Origin of the sequence: Pseudoclavibacter chungangensis, assembly GCF_013410545.1 — a bacterium.
In the GTDB taxonomy this organism is placed as follows: Bacteria; Actinomycetota; Actinomycetes; order Actinomycetales; family Microbacteriaceae; genus Pseudoclavibacter; species Pseudoclavibacter chungangensis.
This window is the reverse complement of sequence record NZ_JACCFV010000001.1, coordinates 1,830,112-1,849,905: the sequence shown is the minus strand read 5'-3', so window position 1 is coordinate 1,849,905 and position 19,794 is coordinate 1,830,112. Positions and strand designations below refer to the sequence as shown.

18 protein-coding genes are annotated in these 19,794 nt (G+C 72.0%); 9 read left to right on the top strand and 9 right to left on the bottom strand.

Translation table 11 applies throughout. The features are described from left to right. A complete protein-coding gene (locus HNR16_RS08305) occupies positions 1–1,722 on the top strand; it encodes an ABC1 kinase family protein (RefSeq protein ID WP_225738010.1) in 1,722 nt (573 codons plus the stop codon). Positions 1,723–2,122: 400 nt separating this feature from the next. Here HNR16_RS08305 and HNR16_RS08300 read toward each other — a convergent pair whose 3' ends face one another. Further along, positions 2,123–2,605 (bottom strand): tRNA (cytidine(34)-2'-O)-methyltransferase, encoded by a 483-nt coding sequence (locus tag HNR16_RS08300; RefSeq protein WP_158042170.1) that lies wholly within the window; start codon positions 2,603–2,605, stop codon positions 2,123–2,125. 62 nt (positions 2,606–2,667) lie between these two features. Between HNR16_RS08300 and HNR16_RS08295 the strand changes: the two genes are divergently transcribed. The 4 genes from HNR16_RS08295 to HNR16_RS08280 all read left to right on the top strand — a co-directional run bounded on the left by HNR16_RS08295 (position 2,668) and on the right by HNR16_RS08280 (position 7,114). Beyond that, the gene (locus HNR16_RS08295) at positions 2,668–3,009 is read left to right on the top strand and encodes a DUF1801 domain-containing protein (protein ID WP_158042171.1); all 342 of its coding nucleotides are present in this window, start codon (positions 2,668–2,670) and stop codon (positions 3,007–3,009) included. A gap of 153 nt (positions 3,010–3,162) precedes the next feature. Next, a complete protein-coding gene (locus tag HNR16_RS08290; RefSeq protein WP_218868412.1) occupies positions 3,163–4,674 on the top strand; it encodes a class I adenylate-forming enzyme family protein in 1,512 nt (503 codons plus the stop codon). Continuing rightward, a complete protein-coding gene (locus tag HNR16_RS08285) occupies positions 4,671–5,942 on the top strand; it encodes a beta-ketoacyl-[acyl-carrier-protein] synthase family protein (RefSeq protein ID WP_158042172.1) in 1,272 nt (423 codons plus the stop codon). Before HNR16_RS08290 ends, HNR16_RS08285 begins: the two co-directional genes overlap by 4 nt. After that, entirely contained in the window at positions 5,939–7,114 is a 1,176-nt protein-coding gene (locus HNR16_RS08280) for an acyl-CoA dehydrogenase family protein (RefSeq protein ID WP_158042173.1), read from the top strand. The genes HNR16_RS08285 and HNR16_RS08280 overlap by 4 nt, the downstream gene beginning before the upstream one ends. A 77-nt stretch (positions 7,115–7,191) precedes the next feature. On the opposite strand, the gene HNR16_RS08275 is transcribed toward HNR16_RS08280, so the two are convergent. From HNR16_RS08275 to HNR16_RS08265, 3 genes are all read right to left on the bottom strand, one after another. Then, positions 7,192–7,788 (bottom strand): superoxide dismutase, encoded by a 597-nt coding sequence (locus HNR16_RS08275; protein WP_158042232.1) that lies wholly within the window; start codon positions 7,786–7,788, stop codon positions 7,192–7,194. Positions 7,789–7,910: 122 nt separating this feature from the next. Beyond that, on the bottom strand, positions 7,911–8,411 hold the full coding sequence (locus HNR16_RS08270; protein ID WP_377700590.1) for a flavin reductase family protein: 501 nt from the start codon (positions 8,409–8,411) through the stop codon (positions 7,911–7,913). A gap of 184 nt (positions 8,412–8,595) precedes the next feature. Continuing rightward, the gene (locus tag HNR16_RS08265; RefSeq protein ID WP_158039525.1) at positions 8,596–9,666 is read right to left on the bottom strand and encodes an Rv2578c family radical SAM protein; all 1,071 of its coding nucleotides are present in this window, start codon (positions 9,664–9,666) and stop codon (positions 8,596–8,598) included. A 214-nt stretch (positions 9,667–9,880) separates the two neighbouring features. Between HNR16_RS08265 and HNR16_RS08260 the strand changes: the two genes are divergently transcribed. The 4 genes from HNR16_RS08260 to HNR16_RS08245 all read left to right on the top strand — a co-directional run bounded on the left by HNR16_RS08260 (position 9,881) and on the right by HNR16_RS08245 (position 14,454). After that, complete coding sequence (locus tag HNR16_RS08260) at positions 9,881–11,158, top strand: SPFH domain-containing protein (protein ID WP_158039526.1); 1,278 nt, start codon at positions 9,881–9,883, stop codon at positions 11,156–11,158. 8 nt (positions 11,159–11,166) lie between these two features. Beyond that, entirely contained in the window at positions 11,167–12,696 is a 1,530-nt protein-coding gene (locus HNR16_RS08255; RefSeq protein ID WP_218868410.1) for a TFIIB-type zinc ribbon-containing protein, read from the top strand. A gap of 7 nt (positions 12,697–12,703) precedes the next feature. Continuing rightward, positions 12,704–12,988, top strand: coding sequence for a growth/differentiation factor (locus HNR16_RS08250; RefSeq protein WP_158039527.1), 285 nt, complete (start codon positions 12,704–12,706; stop codon positions 12,986–12,988). A gap of 62 nt (positions 12,989–13,050) precedes the next feature. Further along, a complete protein-coding gene (locus tag HNR16_RS08245; protein ID WP_158039528.1) occupies positions 13,051–14,454 on the top strand; it encodes an MATE family efflux transporter in 1,404 nt (467 codons plus the stop codon). Here HNR16_RS08245 and helR read toward each other — a convergent pair. From helR to HNR16_RS08220, 5 genes are all read right to left on the bottom strand, one after another. Then, positions 14,406–16,577 carry an RNA polymerase recycling motor ATPase HelR gene (gene helR / locus HNR16_RS08240; protein WP_158039529.1) on the bottom strand — a complete coding sequence of 724 codons (2,172 nt, stop codon included), beginning with the start codon at positions 16,575–16,577 and terminating at the stop codon, positions 14,406–14,408. The two genes, HNR16_RS08245 and helR, sit on opposite strands and share 49 nt — an antisense overlap. 168 nt (positions 16,578–16,745) lie before the next feature. Further along, a complete protein-coding gene (locus HNR16_RS08235; RefSeq protein ID WP_158039530.1) occupies positions 16,746–17,366 on the bottom strand; it encodes a twin-arginine translocase TatA/TatE family subunit in 621 nt (206 codons plus the stop codon). Next, positions 17,354–18,253, bottom strand: coding sequence for a twin-arginine translocase subunit TatC (gene tatC / locus HNR16_RS08230; protein ID WP_225737759.1), 900 nt, complete (start codon positions 18,251–18,253; stop codon positions 17,354–17,356). The genes HNR16_RS08235 and tatC overlap by 13 nt, the downstream gene beginning before the upstream one ends. Then, positions 18,250–18,555, bottom strand: a complete 306-nt coding sequence (locus HNR16_RS08225; protein ID WP_158039531.1) for a Sec-independent protein translocase subunit TatA/TatB — start codon at positions 18,553–18,555, stop codon at positions 18,250–18,252. The genes tatC and HNR16_RS08225 overlap by 4 nt, the downstream gene beginning before the upstream one ends. Positions 18,556–18,644: 89 nt before the next feature. Beyond that, entirely contained in the window at positions 18,645–19,649 is a 1,005-nt protein-coding gene (locus HNR16_RS08220; protein ID WP_158039532.1) for an intradiol ring-cleavage dioxygenase, read from the bottom strand. Positions 19,650–19,794: the final 145 nt, after the last annotated feature.

The window sequence follows — 19,794 nt, the reverse complement described above, 5'->3', positions numbered from 1 at the left end:
GTGGCCACGGCCGACGGAGATCACGGGTCTCCCGAGCACTGGGACGCCGACGCGCGACGGCGATACCGACGCATCATGCGCTTCGCGGCGCGGCACCTCGCCATCACCTGGTGGTTCGAACTGTTCCTGCCCCGCATCGGCCTCACGGTGCTCGGCGATCGCACCCGCGCCCGCCGCATGCAGCAGTTCGCGCGGCGCTTCAACGTCCTCGCCATCGAGCTCGGCGGACTCATGATCAAGGTCGGGCAGTTCATGTCGTCGCGCCTCGACGTCGTGCCACCCGAGATCACCCGCGAACTCGAGGGACTCCAGGACGAGGTGCCCGCGGTCCCGTTCGACCGGATCCGCTCGCTCGCCGAGGCCGAGCTGGGCCTCCCGCTCGACCGCGTCTTCGCCGAGATCGACGAGCACCCACTCGCCGCCGCCTCCCTCGGGCAGGTCCACCGCGCACGGCTCGGGCCCGACGACGCCGCGATCGTCGGCACCGACCGCGTCGTCATCAAGGTGCAACGACCCGACATCGGGACCATCGTCGAGGTCGACCTCACGGCCCTGCGCAAGGTCGGACGCTGGCTCAGCCGCGTCCGCATCGTCGCCGACCGCGTCGACATGCCCGTCCTCGTCGAGGAATTCGCACGCACGAGCCTCGAGGAGATCGACTACCTCCACGAAGCCGTCGGCTCCGAACGCTTCGCCGACGACTTCGCGGACGACTCCCGGGTCACCGTCCCCGCCGTCGTCTGGGAACGCACCACCCGCCGCGTCCTCACGCTCGAGGACGTCTCGGCCATCAAGATCACCGACCTCGACGGCCTCCGCGCCGCCGGCATCGATCCCGCCGAGGTCGCGCCCGTCTTCGCGAGTCTCATGTTCGAGCAACTCTTCGGACAGGGTTACTTCCACGCCGACCCACACCCCGGCAACATCTTCGTGACTCCGCACCCGCCCGACGCGGTGGACTCGGACGGGCCGCCGTGGACCATCACGTTCGTCGACTTCGGCATGATGGGCGAGATCTCCACCCGCATGCGGCGCGGCCTGCGCCGACTCGTCATCGCCGCCGCCGCGCGCGACGGCGCGGGACTCGTCGCCGCCGTCAAGGACGTCGGCGTCCTGCTCCCGTCCGCCGACACGGCCGAACTGCAGCGGGCCATGACGAAGCTCTTCGAGCGCTTCGGCGGCATGGGATTCGCGGAACTCCGCGAGGTGGACCCCAACGAGTTCCGCTCGTTCGCGGACGAGTTCGGCGACGTCGTGCGCTCCATGCCGTTCCAGCTGCCCGAGAACTTCCTGCTCGTCGTCCGTGCTCTGTCGATCACGTCCGGCGTCTGCAGCTCACTCGACGCCCGCTTCAACCTCTGGGACTCCGTCGAACCGTTCGCCGCGCGCATGCTGCGCGAGGAACAGGGCGGCGCGATCCGCGATCTCACGACCCGCGCGGGCGACGCCGTCGCGTCGCTCGCCCGCCTGCCGGGCCGGATCGACACGCTCGTCACCTCGTTCGAGGAGGGCACCGCAGACGTCCGCAGCACGCGCATCGAGGAACGGCTCGATCGGGTCGATCGCGCCGTGCGGCGCCTCGTCTCGGCCGTCGTGTTCGCCGGGCTGCTCGTCGCCGGTGCACTCGTGCGCCCGGGTGACGACGTCCTCGGCACGGTGATCATGATCGGTGCCGTGCTGCCGCTCGCGCACGTGCTCCTCGGCGGACGCCGTCGGCGATGAGGGCCCCGGGTGAGGGCCGAGGGCGACGGGTGAGGGGTTCGGAGTCGGCCGGGGCCGGTGGCGGCTGAAGGTTCCTGTGGCGGCTGAAGGTTCCTGTCGCGGCCGGGGGTTCCCCTGTTGGCTGTGGGCTCTGGTGTCGGCCGGGGGTTCCCGGGTCGGCTGTTGGCTCGGGGTCAGATGGAGGTTCCGGAGTCGGGTCGGGGTTCCGGCGGCGGCCGAGGGTTTCGGTGTCGGCTGTGGGTTCCCGAGTTTGCCGTTGGCTCCGGTGTCATGTGGGGTCCCGGTGGCGACTGAGGGTTCCGGTGTCGGCCGGGGGTTCCCGAGTTGGCTGTTGGCTCCGGTGTCAGGTGGAGGTTCCGGTGTCGGCTGAGGGCTGCGATGGCGGTCGAGGGCCCAGGCGTCAGTCGTGCGCTTCGGCCCCCGCGTAGCCGACCCGACGCCAGGCCTCGTACACCGCGACGGCGGCGGAGTTCGAGAGGTTGAGGGAGCGCACCCCCGGCAGCATAGGGATGCGGACCCGATCGGTCACACGCGGATCGTCGACCACCGCGTCCGGCAGCCCGGTCGGCTCCGGGCCGAACAGGAGCGCGTCGCCCGGCTCGTAGTCCGGCTCCTCGAACGAGCGACTCCCGCGCGTCGTGAACGCGAACACGCGACCCGTGCCGTCGGCCGCGACCGCCGCGAGCGCCGCGTCGAGATCGGCATGCACGCGCACGTTCGCGAGGTCGTGGTAATCGAGACCCGCGCGGCGCAGCCGCGCATCGCTCAGCTCGAACCCGAGCGGCTCGATGAGGTGCAGCGTCGCCCCCGTCGCGGCGACCATGCGGATCGCGTTGCCGGTGTTCGGGGGGATGCGGGGTTCGTAGAAGAGGACGTGGAACATCGGGGACATCCTCTCACCGCGCGCCGTCCACCCAACCCACCGAGGCGACGTAGTCTCCGAGCATGAGCGACGACTGGCGCGACGCACGCCTCGACCTGCTGCGCACCCTCATCCTGCGGGCCGCGCCCGATGCACGCGAGGAGCGCAAGTGGGTGAAACCCACGAACCCCGCGGGGGTGCCGACGTTCTCGGCCGACGGACTCGTCTGCACGCTCGAGCGATACCGTGACAAGGTCAAGGTCACCTTCGCGAAGGGCGCGTCGATCGACGACCCGAGCGGCCTGTTCAACGCGAGCCTCGACGCCGGCACGCGGCGCGCCATCGACCTGCGCGAGGACGACGCACTGGACGAGGACGCGTTCCTCGCACTCGTCCGCGCCGCCGTCGCACACAATCGCTCCTGACACGGCTTGGATCCGACCCGATGTGGCTTCGAGCAGGCCCGAGAGGGCGCGTGCTCTGTGTCGGCAGGTGAACTCCGTCCAGAAAGGCGGCGATAGGATCGAGGGCGGGCCCGGCCTCGACCGAACGACGCCGGGGACGAGACACGGGAGGCCATGGTGCCGATCACACGGACGGTGCTGGAGGTGGCGGCCGCGCACCCCGATCGCCCCGCCATCGTCGGCCCCGACGAATCGCTCAGCTACGCCGGCCTCGTCGAGGACTCGCGGCGGGTCGCCGCGGCCGTCGAACGGCTCCACGCCGCCGCGACCGTGCCGCCCGTCCCCGCCCCCGAGACGCGGGGCATCCCCATCACGGCCGTGAGCATCGGCTCCGCCGCGCACGCCGCGCGTATCGTCGCCGGACTCGCCGGGTACCGCGCCGTCTCGGCGACGATCGATCCGCGCTGGCCCCTCGCGCACCGCCTCCGCGTCGTGCTCACGACCGGCATCGGCCTCGTCGTCACCGACAGCGAGGACCTGCGCGACGCCCTCGCGGCACGTGGCTGGGGCGGCACCGTCGTCACACCCGACGAGTTCCGCCGCATCGAACGCGAGGTCGAGCCGGCCCCGCCGCCGACCGTCCGCGACGACGACGAGGCGTTCCTGCTCCTCTTCTCATCGGGCACCACGAGCGAGCCGAAAGCGTTCCTCAAGACCCGTCGGCAGTACCGCGCCAACGTCGCCGTCTCCAGCGCGCACCTCGGCCCCGAGCCCGGCGTCGCCACGCTCGCGCCCGGGCCGCTCTCGTACAGCCTCACCCTCTACGCACTCATCGAGTGCCTCGCGACCGGTGGTGAGGCGCACCTCGCCGACGCGTTCGACCCCATCACGATGGGACAGCGCATCGAACGCGAGCGGATCACGCGACTCGTGGGCGTCCCGGCGATCGCCCAGGCCCTCACGGACGTCGCACGCCGCGACCCGGCCCGCTACGCGACGCTCGACCTCGTCGTGACGGGCGGCGCGAACCTCCCCGCCTCGATCCGTGCGGGCCTCGCCGCCGTCCTGCCCGGCGTCCGCCTCATCGGCTACTACGGCGCGGCCGAGATCGGCTTCATCGGCGACGGACGCGACGGCGACGGCACGCGCATCCACCTCTACGACGGCATCGACGCACAGATCCGCGACGAGACGGGTGCCGTGCTGCCCGACGGCGCACTCGGAACCCTCTGGATCCACGCCGCCGCGTGCTCCGACGGATACCTCGCCGCGACCACCGACGAGCGACTTCGCGACGACGGGGGATGGGCCACCGTGCACGACCAGGGGCGCCTGCACGGGCGCACCCTCGAACTCGTCGGGCGCGCGGGGGACATCGCGATCTCGGGCGGCCACAAGATCGCCCTCACCGAGGTGGACCGTGCCTTCGACGGCGTCCCCGGCATCGGCGCCGTGAGTGCCGTCGCCGAACCACACGAACAACTCGGCGCGGTCGTCGCGCTCGTCCTCGAGGGGGACGCCCCCGACGTCGAGACCCTCCGTGCCCACGCACGCGAACGACTCGCACCCCAGGCCGTGCCGCGTCGGTGGTACCGGGTCGACGAGCTCCCGCGCACCGTCGGCGGCAAGATCCGCCGTGGCGAGGTCGCGAGCCTCGTCCGCGCGGGGCGGGTGGCACGGCTGTGACCGAGCGGCGGGAGGTCGTCGTGACGGGCCTCGGTGCCGTCACGCCGAGCGGGCTCGACGCCGCCTCGACCTGGGACGCCGTCGTGAACGGACGCAGCGCCGTGACCCGACTCGACGCCCCCGAGTTCGTAGGCCTTCCCGTCCGCATCGGCGGCCTCGTGCGAGGCTTCGACCCCGCGGTGGGCATCGAACCGCGGCTCGCCCGGCGACTCGATCCCGTCCAGCACTGGGCACTCGTCGCCGCCGACGAGGCGCTCGCCCACGCCGGTGTCGCCGCAGACCCGGCGCTCCTGCCCTGGGACGCCGAGCGCTTCGGCGTCGTGGTCGCCACCGGCTCGGGGCCCGTCGACGCGATGCAGGCCGCGACGCGCACCCTCGACGCCCGCGGCCCGCGCGCCGTTCCGGGCACGCTCTCGATGCACGGCGCCCCCGACGCCGCGGCCGCCCTCATCAGCCAGCGACGCGGCGCCCGCGGCTCCTCGCACGCCGTGTGCGCGACGTGCGCGAGCGGGGCTGTCGGCATCGGCGAGGCCATGCGCCGCATCCGACACGGCTACGCCGACGCCGTGCTCGTCGTCGGCATGGAGGACTGCCTCGGCCCCGTCAACCTCGCGTCCAATGCGAACCTGCGCGCCCTCGCCACCGGCTTCGAGGACGCCCCCACGACCGCGAGCCGACCCTTCGACCGCGGCCGCACGGGATTCGTCATGGCGCAGGGCGCCGCGGCGACCCTGCTTGAGGCCGCCGACGCGGCGCGCGCCCGCGACGCCGCGCCGCTCGCACGCGTCATCGGCTTCGGTGCCTCGAGCGACGCCCACCACGCGACCGCGCCCCACCCGGAGGGTCGCGGCGCCGCGCGAGCCATCACCGACTGCCTCGCGGACGCCGGCGTCGACACCGCCGAGGTCGCACACGTCAACGCACACGGTACGGGCACGCCACTCGGCGACGCGGCCGAGATCGCGGCCTTCGAGCGCGCACTCGGCCCGGACGCGCGACGCATCCCCGTCACGGCGACGAAGTCCAGCACGGGCCACCTCCTCGGCGCCTCCGGCGTCGTCGAGGCGCTCATCGCGATCGAGACGATGCGGACCGGGCTCGTCCCGCCGACCATCAACCTCGACGACCCGGCGTTCGAGGGATGGGACATCGTCGCCGGCACGGCACGCGCGGCCGACGTCCCCACCGTCCTCTCGACCTCGTTCGGGTTCGGCGGACACAACGGCGCGCTGCTGTTCGCGCGCGCGGACGGGAAGGAGACGGCATGACCGACCGACTGGCGAGGATCGCCGAACTGGAGCAGGAGTACCTGCCCGACGAACTGCTCGAGCGCATCCGCGAGCGGGCCGGGGAGGTCGACCGGCAGAACGCCTTCTTCGACGACGACCTCGCCGAGCTCCGCGATCGCGGCTACCTGCGCCTCTTCGTACCGGAATCGTTCGGCGGCCCGGGGCTCACGCTGCAGCAGGTTGCGCGCCTGCAGCGCCGCCTCGCGACCGCAGCGGGCGCGACCGCGCTCGCCGTCAACATGCACCTCATGTGCACGGGCGTCGCGCGCGTCCTCGCCGAGCGCGGCGACGACTCGCTCGACGACGTGTTCCGTGACGCCGCCGACGGTGAGCTCTTCGCGTTCGGGATCAGCGAGCCCGGCAACGACTGGGTGCTGCAGGGCTCGAACACCGTCGCCGAGCGTGCGCCCGACGGCGACTACCTGCTGAGCGGCGTCAAGATCTTCACCTCGCTCTCGCCCGCGTGGACGCGACTCATCACCCACGGGCTCGATACCGCCGACCCCGACGACCCGCGCCTCGTGTTCGGATTCCTCGATCGCGAGACCGACGGGATCACGGTCTCGGAGGACTGGGACGTGCTCGGCATGCGCGGTTCGCAGAGCCGCGCGACGACGCTCGACGGTGCACGCATGCGCGCCGACCGCGTCGTCCGACGCATCCCGCCCGGACGCCACCCCGACCTCCTGACGTTCGGCATCACCGCGAACTTCCAGCTGCTCATCGGCTCCGTCTACGCCGGTGTCGCCGAGCGCTCGCTCCGCGTCGCCGCCGAGGCGCTGCGCGCACGCCGCTCCGCGAAGGCCGGGACGACACTCGCCGAGGTGTCCGAGTGGCGCGTGCGCATCGCCGACGGCCTCAGCTCGTTCGAGCCCGTCTCGGCCCAGCTCGACGCGATCACGCGCGACGTCGACGAACTCGTCGACCACGGCGCCGCCTGGCCGCTCCGGCTCGTGAGCGCGCGCATCGCTGCGGCCCGGGCCGCGCTCGATGCGGCCGAGATCGCGCTGCGCTGCTCGGGCGGTGCGGGGTTCGACAACCGCTCCGAGGCGAGCCGCCTCTACCGCGACGCCGCGGCCGGCCTCTTCCACCCGCCGAGCGAGGACGCCGCGCGCCCCATGTTCGCCGCCGCCCTCCTCGACGAGGACTGACCGGAGCGGCCCCGGGACGCGTGAATGCCGTTGGCCCGCACCGGTTGGTGCGGGCCCGCGGTGTTTGTGTGGGGGTGTCAGTTGGTTGCGGTGGTGTAGCGCTCGGCGACGTCGTTCCAGTTGACGATGTTCCAGAAGGCCTTGACGTAGTCGGCGCGGACGTTCTGGTAGTCGAGGTAGTAGGCGTGTTCCCAGACGTCGAGCAGGAGCAGGGGGGTGACGCCGAAGGGGATGTTGCCCTGCTGGTCGAACAGTTGGAAGGTGGTGAGGTTGCCGGCGGTGTCGTCGTAGCCGAGGACGGCCCAGCCGGAGCCCTGGACGCCGAGGGCGACGGAGGTGAAGAGGTTCTGGAAGTTCTCGATGCTGCCGAAGCGGTTCTCGAGGGCGTCCTTGAGGGCGCCGTGGGGTTCGCCGCCCTCGGGGGAGAGGTTCTTCCAGAAGATGGAGTGGTTGTTGTGGCCGCCGAGGTTGAAGGCGAGGTCTTTTTCGAGCTTGTTGATGTTGGCGAGGTCGCCGGTGGAGGCGGCTTCGGCGATCTGCTCGATGGCGGTGTTGGCGCCCTTGACGTAGGCGGCGTGGTGCTTGTCGTGGTGGAGCTCCATGATGCGGCCCGAGATGTGGGGCTCCAGTGCGGCGTAGTCGTAGGGAAGATCGGGAAGCGTGAATTCAGCCACGGTCGGTCCTTTCATCGGTTCGCCGCACACACGGCGAAGGGGGACCGGAATCGTCCGGGTGGACGTCCGGTTGGTTCGGGAAGCGACGGTGTCGCGGGTCGGATGGGTCGCGGGGCGGAGGATCAGTGCGGGGCGCCCAGCGAGCGGAACGCGCGATCGTGGTACACGACGGGCTCGGCCGCGGGGCCGCTGCGGATGTCGAGCACCTCGGCGACGACGAGGGTCGACGCGCCGACGGGGATCCGGTGCAGCGGGCGCGCCCGCAGTGCCGTCCGCACGACGGGCAGGAACGGCTCACCGGTCTCGAGCGTCTCCCAGCCCTGGGCGGGCGAGAACCGCTCGCCACCGCTCACCGCGAACTGCTGCGCGATCGCGACGTGACGGGCGTCGAGCAGGTGCACGAGCACGGTGTCGGCCGCGAGGAGTGCCCCGGCGCTGCCCGTCGCCCGGGTCACCGAGAACGAGATCGCGACCGGATCGAGGCCCACCGAGGCCACGCTCGACGCCGTGAGCCCGACCGGGCCCGACGGCGACGCGGCCGTGATCAGTGCGGTCCCCGCGGGGTGCTCGCGGAACGCGTCCTTGAACGCGGTCGCCAGGTCGGTCGCGAGCGTCATCGTCATCCGGACTCCAGGTTCGTCGTCTGCCGGACGTTCACCGTCCGGATGCACCCACTGTAAGACTTCATGTGCACTTGAAGTCAAGGTGGCCGCGTCACAGGCGTCACGCTCGGACGTGGGACGACGTGGATGCCGACGTGGAGGCGAACGGGACCGACCTGGATGCAACGGGAAGGCGCGCAGCGGCTCAGAACAGGGTCGGCGCACCGACGGTCGCGGCTGGACCCGTCCGGCGCACGGCGCTCCGGGACGGGATCGGCTCGTGCGCCGCGGACGCTGATCGTCCCTGTGCGAGCGGGCGCATCGCGCGCTCGAGGCCGTGCCGGCGCAGCAGTGGGCGCACGCGCTCCGAGAGCCACGAGCGGTACGCCTTCGGGGCGTCGACCGCCGTGCCCGGGTAGAGCCCGCGGTACCGCGGCACGAGGTCCGGGTGTTCGCGCTCGAGCCAGGCCATGAACCAGGGCTTGACCCCGGGGCGAAGGTGCAGTGCGCCCCAGACGACGCGCGTCGCACCGGCGCGACGCACGCGATCGAGCGCCTCGTCGAGTGCCGCGTGCGAGTCCGTCAGGTGGGGGACGATCGGCATGAGGAAGACGGTCACCTCGAATCCCGCGTCCACCGCTCGGCGGACGGTCGCGAGGCGGGCCTCGGCCGACGGCGTGCCCGGCTCGATCGACCGCTGCAGCGACTCATCGTACACCGCGATCGACATCGCCAGACCGACCGGCACACGGCGGCGCGCCTCGACGAGGCGGGGGAGGTCCCGACGCAGGAGGGTGCCCTTCGTGAGGATCGTGAACGGCGTACGCGACTCGGCGAGCGCGTCGATGATGCCCGGCATGAGCGCATAGCGCCCCTCGGCGCGCTGGTACGGATCGGTGTTCGTGCCGAGCTGGAGTGCGGCACGCGACCACGAGGGGCGCGCGAGCTCGCGCCGCAGGACGTCGGCCACGTTGACCTTCACGACGACCTGCGTGTCGAAGTCCTCGCCGCCGTCGAGATCGAGATACGTGTGGGTGCCGCGCGCGAAGCAGTACACGCACGCGTGCGAGCACCCGCGGTAGGGGTTCACGGTCCACTCGAACGGCATGTCCGACGCGCGCGGCACGCGATTGAGTGCCGAGCGCGCCATGATCTCGTGGAACGTGACGCCCGCGAACTCCGGCGTCGTGACCGAACGGACGAGGCCGTCGACGCGCTCCATGCCGGGCAGGGCCGCATCGTCCACCGTGCCCACCGACTGTCCCTGCCATCGCATGCCGAGTATTCGAACAAATATTCGAGGGCATGTCAATCGCGCGCCCGCCGGGAGGTTGACCGGGTGTCAGCCGCGAGATGATTGGCGACGGGGGCCGCGTGTGGTCGAATGAGGTGCCGAGGTGCGAAGGGCCCCACGCTGCGGGGCACCCCTCGTCGGCCCACCCGAGCGCGCACGTGCCGCTCGGTTCGCCCCAGATCGAAGGAGCAGGACCGTGGGATTCATCCAGGCATTCGTCGGAGCACTCGGTGGGACCCTCGCCGACCAGTGGAAGGACTTCATCGTCCCGCCGCAGGTCGCGCCGACCGCGGCGATCTTCCCCGGCGTCCCGTCCGGCCAGAACGCGGGTCGCGGCTCCAACGTGCGCGGCTCCGAGAACATCATCTCGAACGGCTCCAAGATCGTCGTCCCCGAGGGCACGGGCGTGCTCACGTTCCAGGACGGCCGCATCACGGGCTTCATCGCGCAGCCGGGCGGCTACGAGTGGCGCAGTGACGACCCGAACTCGCAGTCGGTCTTCGCGGGCGACGGCATCGTGAGCCCCCTCATCAAGACCTCGTGGGAGCGCTTCAAATTCGGCGGGCAGCCCGGAAGCCAGCAGCTCGTGTTCTACGTGAACCTGCGGGAGCTGCCGAACAACCGCTTCGGCACCCAGAGCGAGATCTACTGGGACGACGCCTACCTCGGCGCACAGGTCGGGGCCATCACGCGCGGCACCTACACGCTCCGCATCGTCGACCCGATCCTGTTCGCGAGCCAGTTCGTGCCGCTCACCTACCTGCAGCCCGGCGGTCACGTGTTCGACTTCACCGATCTCGACAACGATGCAGCGACGCAGCTGTTCAACGAGGTCGTGAGTGCCCTCGCACCCGCGTTCTCGCTGTACACGAACGACCCGAGCAAGGGGAACCGCATCGCGCGCATCCAGAGCGACTCGATGGGCTTCGCCCAGTCGCTCTCGGCCGCCGTCGAAGAGGGCTACCGCTGGACGAGCGACCGAGGGCTCACGATCGTGAAGGTCGCGCTGCAGGCCATCGAGTACGACGAGGACACGCGCCAGCTGCTCTCCGACGTGAAGAAGGCCGACGCGCTCGGCGGCAACCGCGGCAACTCCTTCCTCCAGCAATCCGTCGCACGCGGCATGCAGGCGGCGGGCGAGAGCGGTGGCGGTGCGACGAACATCGCCATGATGGGTATGGGCCTCAACGCCGCGACCGGTGCCGCCGGTGGCCTGCAGCAGCCCGCCGGACAGCAGCCGTACCAGCAGGTGCCGCCGCAGCAGTATCAGCAGCCGCAGCAGGGCCAGCCGCAGTACGAGCAGGCACCGCAGCAGGGCCAGCCGCAGTATCAGCAACCGCAGCAGGGCCAGGCGCCCCAACAGGGCGGTGACGACCCCATCGCGAAGCTCGCCCAGTACAAGACGATGCTCGACCAGGGGCTCATCACGCAGGCCGACTACGACGCGGCCAAGGCCAAGGCGCTCGGGCTGTAGGCGACATCGTGAGCGATCGAGGCACGGGCGGGCAGGGCGTGCCGCCCGGGGCGCCGTGGAACGGGCAACCGTCGCAGCCCCACGGCGCGCCCGGCCAGGTGCCGCCGGGGCCGGGTCAGCAGCCGTCCGCACAGCAGCACGTGCAGCAGCAGCCCGTGCAGCAGCCGTACGCCGACCCCGCGAGCGCCGCACAGGGCGCCCCGCCCCCGCCGCAACCGATCCCCGCCGATCAGGCGGTCGAGGTGACGCCACCCGAGGCGTTCCAGGACGCGACGTGGGACGACGTGAACCGCGTCCGGGATCGTGAGCGCGAGGCCGGCTACGGGCCCGGCGAAGCACCCGACATCGTGTACGAGCAGCACGACGGGCCCACGGTCATCGACACGGCCGCGGGCTCGGGCGACGGAATCCGCAAGTGCCCGAGCTGCGGATCGAGCGACATCCAGCTCGACATCCCGAGCGGCATGCTCGTGTGCCACTTCTGCCGTCACGCGTGGAGCACCCCCCTCGCGACCGAGGCGTTCCACCTCGACACCCCGATCGGCGACCTGCGAGGGCGCGTCATCGGATCCGGCTCACAGAACATCGTGCCCGGCACCGACCAGGTCGTGAGCTTCAAGTGCGCCGCGTGCGGTGCCGAGATCTCGATCGACACGAACCACGCGATGCAGGCCAGGTGTCCGTGGTGTCGCAACACGCTCTCGATCAACGAGCAGATGCCGAACGGTGCCGTCCCCGACGTCGTCCTCCCGTTCTCGCTCCCGAAGGACGCGGCCGTCGAACGGATCGGCGCATTCGTCAAGAAGCGTCGATTCTTCGCGAACCGCCGCTTCATCCGCGAGTTCAGCCCGGAGAACGTGCTCGGCGTCTACCTCCCCTACATGATCGTCGACGTCAACGCGAACCTGACGTTCGAGGGCGAGGGGGAGCACACGACGCGGACGTACACCGTCTCGGTCGGCAAGGACGAGACGGAGCGCCGATTCGACTACGACGTCTACCGCGTCGGGCGTCGGTTCTCGCTCCACGTCGACGACCTGACGCTCGAGTCGGCCTCCGACAAGCGCGACCAGGACGCATCACGCAACACGAACAACATCATCAACTCGATCATGCCGTTCGACACGAAGAACGCGGTCGTCTACGACGCGAACTACCTCGCGGGGTTCAGCTCCCAGCGTCGCGACGTCGACGTCGATGCGCTCTACGAACCCGCCGCGATGCAGACGGAGGACATCGGCCGGTACCGCAGCCTCGACACCATCTCCTTCTACGACCGCGGTGTGCGCTGGGACCGGCGCGACGTCGAGATCATGGGGGAGCGGTGGATCGCGGCGTACCTCCCCGTGTGGCTCTACAGCTACCAGGAGGAGAAGTCGGGCGGTCGCAAGCTCCTCCACTACATCGCCGTCAACGGTCGCACGGGCGAGACGATGGGCTCGGTCCCGCTCAACATGACGCGGCTCTGGGTCTTCACGGGCATCGCCGAAGTGCTCGGCGTCATCGCGGCCGGCCTCTCGGCCCTGATCCTCTGGTGAGGCGGACATGATCATCACCCACGCGCTCGGCATCGCACTCGCGTCCTCCAGCGGATCCTCGGACGACGGGAGCTGGGTCCCGCTCCTGTTCCTCCTCTCGGGGCCCGTGTTCTTCTTCATCATGTACACGTACTACCGCAACACCGACAAGCGCCACCGGCACGAGACGGAGACGAGCGCGGAGGTCGTCGGCATGCAGGCGTTCGACGAGCGGGTGGACCACGTCACCGGCTCGAGTTACGCGTCGAAGCAGGACGCGAACCACCGGGAGGTGCGTGGCGCGGGGTTCTGAACCGGGACCGTGCGCGGTCGGGTGCCCAATAGGCTGAGGGGACCCTGACCTCCGGAGGTCCCATGTCGTCGCCCACCTTCGTGCGCAAGGGGCTCCTCCGGCTCAGTTGGCCGCTGCTCGCGATCACCGTGTTCACGCTGCTCGCGACGCTCGGGAACGTCGCGCTGTTGAGCGCCGCATCGCCCGAGCTCAATGCGGCCGTCGCGACCGCGAACCAGATCCTCGGCGTCGTCTACGACGTGTCCGTGCTGTTCTCGATCGGTGCGCTCGTCGTCATCGCGCAGCAACTCGGTGCCGGGCGCCTCGACGCCGCGCGCCGCTCGGTGGCGATCGCGCTCCGCTCGAGCAGCGCCCTCGGGATCGTCCTCGCGCTCGCCGTCGCCCTCGGCGCGGTCGTCCTCGTCGACCTCGTGGGCACTCCCGCCGAGGTGGCCGACGACGCGATCGTCTACCTCTGGATCGTCGCGGGCGGGCTCGCGTTCAACGCGTACATCGTGGCCGCGTCCGCCGTCCTGCGCGCCTACGGCCGCACGCCGGCGCTCCTCGTCATCGGCATCGTCGTGAACGTGCTCGACGTCGCCCTGCTCGCGGTCCTCCTGCTCGTGCTCGAGTGGGGCGCCGTGGGGGCGGCGCTCCCGACGCTCGTCGTCCGCGGCGTCGGGGTGCTCGTCCTCGCGGTCCTCGTCCGCCGGGCCACGGGGGCGAGCGTCCTCGGACGTCTCCCTGCTCGGGCCGACGGCGAGCCCGGTGCGGCGGCGATGGCGCGACTGTCGATCCCGTCGGTGCTCGAGAACGGCGCCTACAACCTCGTGATCGTCGCGGTCGTCACGCTCGTGAACGCGCTCGGGACCGATGCGATCAACGCGCGCTCCTACGTGCTTACGCTCACGGCACTCGTCACGGGCGTCGTCCTCGCGCTCGCGCAGGGCAACGAGACGATCGTGGGCTGGGACGTCGGTGCGCGCGATCGCGCGACGGCGAAGCGGCGCACCCTGCGGACGGCGGGGTGGACCGCCCTCGTCGCGGCACTCCTCACCCTCGTCCTGGCCCTCCTCGCCGAGCCCGCGCTCGCCGTGTTCGGCGCCGGCGACGAGGTCGTCACGCTCGCGCGGGACGGACTGTTCGTGAGCGCGATCCTGCTGCCGCTGTCCGCCGTGACGGCCGTCGTGTACGGCGCGCTGCGCTCGGCCGGCGACGTCGTCGTGCCCATGGTGATCTCGATCGCGACGAGCGTGCTCGTCCTCCTGCCCGCCTCGTGGCTGCTCGTGGGCCAGTGGGGACTCGGCGTCGCCGGGGTCTTCTGGGCGCTCGCCGTCGCCGAGGCCGTCAAGGCCGCGCTGCTCCTCGTCCGGCTCCTCCGCTCACGATGGTCGGAAGGCCGTCCGGCCGAGGGCGCGGCGCGGGCACCGGGCGGCCGTCAGCGGAGGATCACGAGCTCGCGGGTCGCTCGCGTCATCGCGACGTAGCGGTCGACGGCCCCGGCGACGCCCGCGCCGAACGCATCCGGGTCCACGAGCACGACGAGGTCGAACTCGAGGCCCTTGGCGTCGACGGGGGACAACGAGCGCACCCGGTCGTCCCCCTCGAACCCCGCATCCCCGATGACGCACGCGACCCCGTCGGGGGACGACCGGCGCCACGCGTCGAGGACGCGATCACGGTCCCGCGTGCGGCCGGTCCGGACGGGCGTGCCGGTCGAACGGACCGACTCGGGCACGTTCGCATCCGGCACGGCGGCGCGGATCACCGGTGCCGCCTCCGCGAGGATCTCGGCGGGCGTCCGATAGTTGAGTCGGAGCGCGGCGACCCGGACATCGCGGACACCCACTCGACGCAGCCGCTCCTCCCACGACTCGGGGAATCCGGAACGGGCCTGGGCCCGATCGCCCACGATCGTGAAGCTGCCCGACGGGCACCGCTCCAGCAGCATGCGCCACTCCGCATCGCTCAGCTCCTGCGCCTCGTCGACGACGATGTGCGCGAACGGGCCCGCGAGCGGATCGCTCGGGAGCTCCGGCAGGGTCGACTCGTCGACGAGGGCGAACCGCGCGTCGTCCCCGCGCAGCATCGTCACGAGCCCCTCGCCGTCGTCGTCGGACTCGATCGCGGCGTCCACGACCCGGTCCATCTCTTCGGCGTGCGCCTCGAGTGCGATCGCGCGGCGACGGCGCACGAGCGACGCGTCGCGCGCCCCGATCCGGCGGTGCGCGGCGTCGAGCAGGGGGAGGTCGGCACGTGTCCAGGCGCGGCCGTCGGGGCGCCGGAGCGCGAGCACCTCGTCGTCGCGCAATCCGGGGGCGCACATCCGCAGGTAGGCGGGGGTCGTGTAGAGATCGGCGACGACGCCCGCCGCGTCGAGCACCGGCCAGGCACGATCGAACGCACGAACCAGCTCGTCGTTCGCGCGCAGCGCGCGACGCAGCTGCGAGGGCGACACCTCGCCGACGTCCGCGCGCTCCACGAGGTGGTCGACGAGCGCCTCCCAGACCGTCAGCCGGGCGTCGTTGTGCGCCGTTCCGGGTTCGACCGCATCGAATGCCTCGAGCCAATCGGCCTCCTCGACGACGAGGCGCAGCCAGGGCGTGTCGACGACGACGGGACGCTCGGGAGCGCGCTCGTACCAGCGGACGGCGGGCTCGATCGCGTCCGCGAGGGTCGCGCTCGCCTTGAGGTCCGCCACCCGTGCATCCTCCTCCGCACCGGCGTCGCGGCCCTCGGGCACGAGATCGGTGAGCGTGCACGTGCGCACGCCCTCCTCGCCGAGCCCCGGGAGGACGTCCGCGACGTAGGCGAGGTACGGCTCGCTCGGCCCGACGACGAGGACGCCGCCGCGGCCGCTGCCGAGGAGGGGGTCGGCGTAGCGCAGGTAGGCGGCTCGGTGCAGGGCGACGACGGTCTTGCCCGTGCCCGGGCCGCCGTCGACGACGAGCGCGCCCGGGGACGGTGCACGCATGACGGCGTCCTGCTCGGTGCTGATCGTCGCGAGCACGTCGCGCATGCGCGGCGTCCGTGCCTCGCCGAGGCTCGCGATGAACGCCGACTGCTCGTCGGGGGCGAGCGCGCCCACGGCGGCATCGGGATCGAGGCGCTCGTCCCAGTAGTCGACGACGCGGCCGTTCGCCCATCGGTAGCGACGCCGACTCGCGAGACCCATCGGGGCACCCGGGGTCGCCGCGAAGAACGGTGCGGCCGCGGGCGTGCGCCAGTCGACGAGGAGGGTGTGCCCGTCCGCGTCCCGGAGCCCCGCGCGACCGATGTAGACGGGCGTCCCGCCGTCCGCGGGCACCATGCGCCCGAGGCACGCGTCGACCCCGAAGCGGCCGAGGACAGCGAGTTGCGCGCTCGTCCGACGGACCTCGAGGTCGCGGTCGAGCGCCTCCTGCCCGTCCCGCGCGGGGTCCCGCCTCGCGCGGTCGAGGCGCGCGCGCAGCCGTGCCCGATCCGCGTCGATGGCGCGGTCGATCGCGGCGAACCGCTCGAGGTCATCGGTCACGAGCGCGGGATCGGCCTTGGCCCCGCGTCGTTCGGGGAGCCCGAGGTAGGGGGACGGGGCGCGGTGGTCGGGTGTGGGCTGATCGGGGTCGGACACGCGTGAGCTGCTCCTCGGGCCGGGGGACGAGAGGCTCGATCCTGCACCACGACCGGGGGCTTGCCGCAAGCCCCCGGCCCGGCGGTACGATGGAAGCAACAGGAACGCCACGCCCGAGCGCACCGATGCGGCAGGGCCCCGACCCTCGTGCGGCTCCGCCGACCGGCGTCAGCCCGCGGCGTCCACGGCCTGCGCCCGCAGCGGTTCCGGTGCCGACCGCTCACGTGCCTCGCTCGGCGCACCGACGGGTGCCCGCTCGGTCGCCCGTGCGGGGTCCTGGGGCACGATGCGGCGGCGCGGATGGCCCGAGGTGCCCGTGACCCGATACACGGGTCGCACGACGGCACTCGACGGCACGCTCGACGACTCGCTCGCGGGGGGCTCGGAGGGAATCGCGGGAGCCGTCCGCTTCTCGAGCGAGCTCGCGGGGTTCTCGAGCGTGTTCCCGGGCTCATCGAGCGTGTTCCCGGGCTTCTCGGGTGTGCTCGTGGGCGTCTCCGGCGTGCTCCGGGGCGAGCGCGACGCGGGTGTCGCACCGGTGTCGCCGAGTGCCTCGCGTACGATGCGCCGCGGGTCGTATCGGCGCACGTCGAGCCGTTCCCACTGGTCGGCGGACAGGTCGACGCCCGCCAGGTCCTCCGCATCGGCCTTCGCCGCCTCGACGAGCGCGCGCCCTCGACGGACGAGCGTCGCGAGCGTGTGGGCGTAGGCGGGCAATCGTGACGGGCCGATCACGAACGCGGCCAGCAGGGCGATGACGACGAGTTTCTCGACGGTCAGTCCGAACACGATCGACTCCCATCGGTGATGTGGTGCCCGTCCGCGGCGAGGGGCGCGGTCGGGCCGGCGGACACGGACAGGGGTTCGGGGCGGGGTTCGATGAGCGGTGCGCGCTCGAGCGCGCGGGCGCGGCGTCGGTCGGCGAGCGCCGTGATCCCGAGCGCGATGCCGAAGAGCGCCGCGAGCGGCAGCGCGACGAGGAACATCGACAGCACATCGGCCGCGGGCGTCACGATCGCGGCGACGAGCGCGATGAGGACGACGACGACCCGCCAGCTGCGGGCGATCGTCCGGGCCGGCAGCACGCCCGCCGCGTTGAGGACGACGAGCGCGACGGGCAGGACGAACGCGATGCCCGTGACGACGACGGTCTTGAGGACGAAGTCGACGTAGGCGTCCGCCTGCAGGAGCGAACTGTCGGTCTCGCCCGCGAAGCTCGTGAGCACGGTGACGAGGCGGGGGAAGAGGGCGAGCCCCGTCGCGGCACCGAGCACGAACAGGGGACCGGCCGAGGCGAGCACGCCGAGCGAGGCACGGCGCTCGCGGCGTGTGAGGCCGGGCGCCGCGAAGCGGTAGGCCTCGATGAGGGCCACGGGGATCGCGACCACGATGCCGATCACGACCGCGATCCGCACGCGAAGGTCGAACGCGGCCGTCACGGTGTCGTAGTTGAGACTCGCCGCGCGGCTCGCCGCGAGCTCCAGGACGGGTGCGCGCAGCAGGTCGAGGACGGACCCCGAGACGACGAAGCCGAGGACGATCCCGATGACGAGCGCGACGGCGATGCGCGTCGCGCGCCGCTTCGCCTCGCGGAGGTGGCCCGAGACCGGCATGCGCCCCGCCGCCGGAGCGGGCCGCTCGCGCGCGACCCGCCCCGTCGTCGTGGGCGTACTCACGACACCGCGCGCGGGGTGTGCGCGGTCTCGGACGTGGTCGTGGTCGTGGGCCGGGACGGCTCGCCGTCGCGCCGGGCCGCCTGCGACCGATGGGCCGCGACGTCGTCGGCTCGGGCCTCCGCGGCATCGGACGGTACCGTCTCGGCACCGTCCTCCTCGCGCGCCTGCGCGGCCTCGGTCCGGAGGATCCGGACCGATTGGCCCACGCTCCGGGCGAGGGCGGGGAGTTTCGTGGCGCCGAAGAGGAGCAGGACGAGCGCGACGATGATGAGGGCGTGCCAGCCCGTGAGGTTCTGCAGCATGGAGGTTCCGTTCGTTCGTGGGCCGGCCCGTCGGTCGGGCCGCCCCTGGTCTGGAGTCGGGGGAGGTGGGGGACGAGGCGTGCGGTGCGTCAGTTGCCGGGCGCGCCCGGGCCGCCCTGGCCACCGTCGGGCGCGCCGGGGCCGCCCTGACCGCCGCCCTCCGGGACGCCGCCGCCGGTCGGCTCGGTCGTCGTGTCGACCCGCACGGTGAGCGATGCGAGGTAGCCCGAGGACGTGTCCCCGCTCACGGTCGCGAGCTGGAGCGCACCACCGTCCTCGCCGAACACGTTGTCGGTCTCGAGCGTGACGCCCGCGAGGTTCTGGACGGAGCCGCTGTAGGCCGCGTCCGCGTAGACGGCGTCGCACGCCGCCTGGGGGAGCGCCATCTGCGACGTCGCGATGACGTTCGCGGTGTCGGTGATCGAGGCCGCGTCGGGGTACACCTCGAAGTGGATGTGGGGCCAGCGGCCCGAGTAGCAGGCCGGGAAGATCGACGTGAACGAGACCGTCCCCGTCGCGTCCGCGACCTGGACGCCGCGCAGGTAGGTCTCGTTCTCGATGCCCTCCGAGTACATCGAGTACCGGCCCTGCGCGTCGCAGTGCCACGCGTACACGGCCACGCCCTCGAACGGCACGTCGCCGTTCGCCATGTCGGTGATCGTGAACGAGAACGTGAGCGGCACGCCCTCGGCCGTGGTGCCGCCGTCGAGACTCTGACGGATGTCGGAACGGATGATGCCCGACTCCTCGAGTACGTCCGGCCCGTTCGAGCCGTCGCCCGGGTACGGGCCCGCGGTCTCGTCGGGGATCTCGGCACCGGGCAGCGTCGCGGTCGTCGTCGCGCCGGGAGTCGTCGCCGCGGCCGTGGCGGTCGATGTGCCGGTCGTCGCCTGCGAGCCCGCCGGGGTGCAGGCCGCGAGCGTCACGGTGCCGATCCCGGCACCGACGAGGCCGAGCACGGCACGCCTGCTCACGAGCGTGCGCAGATCGAACGACGCCCCCTGGTCGACGACCTCCTCGTCCGGATGATCGAGGAGGCGCCCCTCGTAGGCGGGGCCCTTCGGCGTGTGTTCGGGCTCCGGGATGCGGATCATGTGCGGTCACCTCTCGACTGGTGGGTTGGTCCGATCAGCGTGTCCGACGTTCCGAGCAGCGCGCTTTGGCGGAGTTCGGTATCGGCTATGTGTCGAGGCGGCCGGGCCGTTCTCGGAGCGGCGGGTGCCCCAATCGTTCACCCGT

Bases quoted from the DNA above. Each gene is read 5' to 3' on its own strand.
- HNR16_RS08245 (WP_158039528.1), top strand. From the start codon at position 13,051: ATGTCGTCGCCCACCTTCGTGCGCAAGGGGCTCCTCCGGCTCAGTTGG.
- HNR16_RS08220 (WP_158039532.1), bottom strand. From the start codon at position 19,649: ATGATCCGCATCCCGGAGCCCGAACACACGCCGAAGGGCCCCGCCTAC.
- HNR16_RS08290 (WP_218868412.1), top strand. From the start codon at position 3,163: ATGGTGCCGATCACACGGACGGTGCTGGAGGTGGCGGCCGCGCACCCC.
- HNR16_RS08270 (WP_377700590.1), bottom strand. From the start codon at position 8,411: ATGACGATGACGCTCGCGACCGACCTGGCGACCGCGTTCAAGGACGCG.
- HNR16_RS08250 (WP_158039527.1), top strand. From the start codon at position 12,704: ATGATCATCACCCACGCGCTCGGCATCGCACTCGCGTCCTCCAGCGGA.
- HNR16_RS08295 (WP_158042171.1), top strand. From the start codon at position 2,668: ATGAGCGACGACTGGCGCGACGCACGCCTCGACCTGCTGCGCACCCTC.
- HNR16_RS08225 (WP_158039531.1), bottom strand. From the start codon at position 18,555: ATGCTGCAGAACCTCACGGGCTGGCACGCCCTCATCATCGTCGCGCTC.
- HNR16_RS08300 (WP_158042170.1), bottom strand. From the start codon at position 2,605: ATGTTCCACGTCCTCTTCTACGAACCCCGCATCCCCCCGAACACCGGC.
- HNR16_RS08280 (WP_158042173.1), top strand. From the start codon at position 5,939: ATGACCGACCGACTGGCGAGGATCGCCGAACTGGAGCAGGAGTACCTG.
- HNR16_RS08265 (WP_158039525.1), bottom strand. From the start codon at position 9,666: ATGCGATGGCAGGGACAGTCGGTGGGCACGGTGGACGATGCGGCCCTG.